Source organism: Arthrobacter sp. 10T413_2 (assembly GCF_056394205.1).
The window spans coordinates 1-4,918 of record NZ_JBFTHK010000255.1; the positions used below are offsets into that span (position 1 = coordinate 1).

The following is a 4,918-nucleotide window of genomic DNA, read 5'->3' on the forward strand; positions in this document are numbered from 1 at the left end:
GAAGAAGACGGTGCTGAGCGGGCGTTGGGGCACGCCGGAATTGTTCAGGACGCCGGCGGCGAACTCCACCTCGGCGATCGCGGTGGCGGCGTAGGCGTCTTGGGAGGCCCCGCCGCCGAGCTCTGTCGCGGTGTAGGTGTTGAAGTCGCAGTAGCCGCAGCGGACCGCGCAGAACGGGATGTGCACGTAAAGCCCGAAGGCGCGGTGAGCAGCGCCGTCAGCCGCCTGGGCGGGCAGGAGCCCGTCCGACGGCGCCGGGTMGCCGAGGGGAAGGACGCTAGGCACAGGCCCGGCCTGCCGGCACGGCAGCAACAGTCATGGCAAGCACCGCTACTTCTTGGCCTTGTCCTTGGACTCGTCCGTGGTGAGGGCGGCGATGAAGGCTTCCTGCGGGACCTCGACGCGGCCCACCATCTTCATGCGCTTCTTGCCTTCCTTCTGCTTCTCCAGCAGTTTGCGCTTTCGGGTGATGTCACCGCCGTAGCACTTGGCGAGCACATCCTTGCGGATGGCGCGGATGCTTTCACGGGCGATGATCCTCGAACCGATGGCGGCCTGGATGGGCACCTCGAACTGCTGCCGCGGGATGAGTTCGCGCAGCTTGCCGGTCATCATGACGCCGTACGCGTAGGCCTTGTCACGGTGCGTGATAGCGGAGAACGCGTCCACCTGCTCGCCCTGGAGCATGATGTCCACCTTGACGAGGTCTGCGACCTGGTCGCCGTCGSCCTTCCAGTCCAGCGAGCCGTAGCCGCGGGTTTTGGATTTGAKGATGTCGAAGAAATCGAAGACGATTTCGGCCAGCGGCAGGCGGTAACGGATTTCCACCCGGTCCTCGGAAAGGTAGTCCATGCCGCCCATGACGCCGCGCCTGCTMTGGCACAGTTCCATGATGGCGCCGACGAACTCGTTCGGTGCCAGGATCGTTGCAGCCACCATGGGTTCGCGGACTTCAGCGACCTTGCCGGTGGGGTACTCGCTGGGATTGGTGACGTGGACGACCTTCTTGTCCTCCAGCGTCACCTCGTACTCAACGTTGGGGGCGGTGGAGATCAGGTYCAGGTTGTACTCGCGCTCGAGCCGCTCGCGGGTGATTTCCAGGTGCAGCAGGCCCAGGAAGCCGACGCGKAATCCGAAGCCCAGCGCGGCGGACGTCTCAGGCTCGTACACGAGCGCGGCGTCGTTGAGCATCAGCTTCTCCAGCGCGTCGCGGAGCACCGGATAGTCCGTGCCGTCCAGCGGATACAGGCCGGAGAAAACCATCGGTTTTGCATCGGCATAGCCGGGCAGGGATTCGCTGGCCGGTTTGGCGAGGTTGGTGACGGTGTCGCCCACCTTGGACTGGCGGACGTCCTTCACGCCGGTGATGAGGTAGCCCACTTCGCCGACGCCGAGGCCCTTGGACGGTGTGGGCTCCGGGGAGCTGACGCCKATTTCCAGGAGTTCGTGGGTGGCACGGGTGGACATCATCTGGATGCGTTCGCGCGGGTGCAGCATGCCGTCGACCACGCGGACGTAAGTGACGACGCCKCGGTAAGTGTCGTAGACCGAGTCGAAGATCATGGCCCGTGCCGGGGCGTTCGGATCGCCGACCGGGGCGGGAAGGTCGCGGATGATTTTGTCCAGCAGGACTTCCACGCCGGCGCCGGTCTTGCCGGAGACGCGCAGGACGTCGTCGGGGTCGCCGCCGATCAGGTTGGCGAGTTCGGCCGCGTACTTCTCGGGCTGGGCTGCCGGGAGGTCGATCTTGTTCAGGACCGGAATGATCGTGAGGTTGTTTTCCATCGCCAGGTAAAGGTTGGCGAGGGTCTGCGCCTCGATGCCCTGGGCCGCGTMCACGAGCAGCACCGCGCCTTCGCAGGCCGCGAGTGACCGCGAGACCTCATAGGTGAAGTCGACGTGGCCGGGAGTGTCGATCATGTTCAGCGCGTAGCTGACGCCGTCGAGCTCCCAGGGCATGCGGACTGCCTGGGACTTGATGGTGATGCCGCGTTCGCGCTCAATGTCCATGCGGTCCAGGTACTGGGCCTTCATGTCACGGGACTGGACAACGCCGGTGTACTGGAGCATCCGGTCGGCCAGTGTGGACTTGCCGTGGTCAATGTGCGCAATGATGCAGAAGTTCCGGATGATGGCCGGATCTGTTGCGGCGGGCACCGGGGCGGTGCGGGCCATGGGAGACACGMAGGGTCCTTACTGTTGGCATTTCTGGTGGCTTGTCCACGGGTCGGCGCGGATGCTGGTTCCCCATCCTGCGACGTGGCGCATTTGTCGTTCCTATAGTCTCCCACGTCCGGGCCCGTGGCAGTGCATCCCTGCATTCCGTTGCGGACTCTGCCCAGAGMCTCCCGGTATGGTTTCCCCATGGCTTGGAACTTACGCTCGATCGGCAACGCGGTCCGCGACGCACTGCGCTTCCTAGACAAACTTGGCGGCTCCGCGCCGGGCACTGCCCGCGGACCCGCCGCAAAGCCGACACGCAAACCGGCAGGGAAGCCGGCAGGGAAACCGACAGCGAAGCGGCGGCCGGCGCAGGCCCGGCCRGGAGCTTCGACCCGCACGGGCGGCGCCCCTGCCGCCGGACTGACCGGGACCTACCCCGGCGATTTCCGGGGACGCGCGGCCGTCCACTATGCCCCCGCGCCGAACGGCCTGCCCGAGCCCGGCGAAATCGTGTGGACCTGGGTGCCCTACGAAGAGGACTACTCCCAGGGCAAAGACCGTCCGGTGCTGCTGGTCGGCACCGCTGGCCGGTACCTGCTGGGCCTGATGCTGACGAGCAAGGACCACGACGGCGACGCCCGCCGCGCGGACGACTACGTGGACATCGGCACGGGACCCTGGGACCGCCAATGGCGGCCGAGCGAAGCGAAGCTCGACCGGGTTCTGCAGATCAATGCGAAGGACATCCGGCGCGAAGGAGCGGTTCTGGACGCGGGCCGCTTCAACCTCATCGCCTCGGCCCTGCGGAACCGCTACGGCTGGAGCTGACCCGCCTGGCGGMGGAACGCACCGCCGGATCGCCGCCGCACTCGTGCCCGCAGCAGCATCTCTGCTATTATTTACAGCTGTGTGTCCGTGCAGGTCGACGGCCACAGATGGTTGGTCGCCATAGGTATCCCCACGCCGCTCAGTMAATGGCCAATCTGAAAGCCCTCTAGACCATTTTCCGMATTGAAAAAGAGAGTTCACACGTGGCTAATATCAAGTCCCAGAAGAAGCGCATCCTGACCAACGAAAAGGCTCGCCTGCGCAACAACGCAGTCAAGTCCGAGCTGAAGACTGCCATTCGCGCCGTCAACACCGCCGTTGAGTCCACCGACAAGGATGCCGCGTCTGCTGCTCTGGTAACTGCCAGCCGTAAGCTGGACAAGGCTGTCAGCAAGGGCGTTCTTCACAAGAACAACGCTGCAAACCGCAAGTCCGCGATCTCCAAGAAGGTCAACGCACTCTAAGGTTTTCCAGTTCATCTGAACTGATGATTGTGGCCGGCACCCCTTGGGTGCCGGCCACATCCAGTTAAGTTTTCGGGCGCACTTCAGTCCAACGGTCGCCGTGCGGGGCGCGGTGCCACGCCTGCCGCGGGCCATCCGATTCGCGCGCGACGTCCGTGAGCCAGATCGTGCTGTCCGGGGCCCATCCGGCAATGACCGTTGCCGTTTCGGCGTCGACCTCCAGTGCGCGCGTAGCGCCGGAAAGGTAACCCAGGGCTGAGAGGTGCACGGCGTCCCACGCGCCTKACACTTGTTCCCAATCCGGGATGACCCATCGGCCATGGCGTCCGGTCGCGCGGAACCAGTCGTGTCGCCGCGACGCAGTGACGTCAAGCGGGAACCTGCGGCACAGCGATATCCAGTCATCTGGGGTGCCGATCTCAAGAGTCCGGCCCGTTCCCCGAACCGGAACCGTGGTCGCATGCTCCCACCCCAGCGAATCTTCCACGAGACCCAGCGCGGCCGGGACCTGCCCCACGGTGTGGATCAGCCCGTGGGGGATGGACCACCAAGCTCCTGACCAGTTGGCACGAGGATCGCTCGGGCGTTCGCGCGCAGCCCGTACTTCCTCGGCACGTTCCTTGCGGCCCCACTCGGTCAGTGTTTGCCGCGGATTTTTCGGCAGCGGAGCCGGGCCGTTTGAGGACCGCCAGTCGATGGCCCACTGCTCCACCCGGCGGGGCTGCCAGTACCACTGGATGTCGGGTAGGGCCGTGACTTGTTCCGTGACGGAGGTCAAAGCCGCAGTAATGACCGGGAGTCCCGCGAGCACGTCCTCTCCATCGGGTTCCTGCCAATACCTTGCAGTGTCGACTGACCGTACGAGGGCCGCCTGCATCAGTTCACTGTCGAGGCCAGCGAAGTCCAGGGAAGCGAGCCTGGCCGCCAGCTGCCCTGGTGAGGGAGCGGACGGCGGAGTTGAAAGGTGACCGGAAGAGGAAGCGGTCAGCAGAACCCCCGAGGTTCCCGGGCCACTCTCAAGTTTGTAACCCAACCAGAAGGCCGCAGTCTTCACCTCCGGATCCAGCTGCATCGCCAGCTCAAGACACAAACGCCGCCCGCGAGGTCCCTGCAAAAGTAGATCCCTACTTGGCGTCATCAGATTATCCTCGCAGCACTGAAGGCACGMCGACCGGTTCCCCGGCCGTTCCAGGCTTCAATGGCGGGCAGGAACGCGGCGAGGACACGTCTACCGGCGGTGGCCCGTATTGTCCAGGCCCACGACATGCGACTGGCCCAGAGTTTGCCCCCGGTGAAAATCACGAAGCTGCCGCTCCGACTCYGGGTCAGTGCCCGCAGGCGGCCGAACCGACCGCCTGGAAATATCGCGCCAGATGGACATGACAACAATGACCAGTGCACCGACGCCCAAAACAATCCACTCCATATTTCCCCCTGAACCGGCAGTCTATCCACCCCTCGGC

At 64.8% G+C, this 4,918-nt stretch carries 4 protein-coding genes and 1 pseudogene; 2 read left to right on the forward strand and 3 right to left on the reverse strand.

Annotated features, from left to right (window positions below; genetic code table 11):
• Positions 1–285 (reverse strand): annotated as a pseudogene (locus AC1DBQ_RS21855) (radical SAM family heme chaperone HemW); the annotation flags it as partial.
• Positions 286–330: 45 nt separating this feature from the next.
• A complete protein-coding gene (gene lepA / locus AC1DBQ_RS21860; protein WP_476930510.1) occupies positions 331–2,184 on the reverse strand; it encodes a translation elongation factor 4 in 1,854 nt (617 codons plus the stop codon).
• 180 nt (positions 2,185–2,364) lie between these two features.
• On the opposite strand from lepA, the gene AC1DBQ_RS21865 reads away from it, so the two are divergent.
• Both AC1DBQ_RS21865 and rpsT read left to right on the forward strand, forming a co-directional pair.
• Positions 2,365–2,991: a type II toxin-antitoxin system PemK/MazF family toxin gene (locus AC1DBQ_RS21865; protein WP_476930511.1), complete on the forward strand. Its 627-nt coding sequence runs from the start codon at positions 2,365–2,367 to the stop codon at positions 2,989–2,991.
• A 203-nt stretch (positions 2,992–3,194) separates the two neighbouring features.
• The gene (gene rpsT, locus AC1DBQ_RS21870; RefSeq protein WP_091251700.1) at positions 3,195–3,455 is read left to right on the forward strand and encodes a 30S ribosomal protein S20; all 261 of its coding nucleotides are present in this window, start codon (positions 3,195–3,197) and stop codon (positions 3,453–3,455) included.
• A gap of 64 nt (positions 3,456–3,519) precedes the next feature.
• Here rpsT and AC1DBQ_RS21875 read toward each other — a convergent pair whose 3' ends face one another.
• Positions 3,520–4,266 (reverse strand): hypothetical protein, encoded by a 747-nt coding sequence (locus tag AC1DBQ_RS21875; RefSeq protein ID WP_476930512.1) that lies wholly within the window; start codon positions 4,264–4,266, stop codon positions 3,520–3,522.
• Positions 4,267–4,918: the final 652 nt, after the last annotated feature.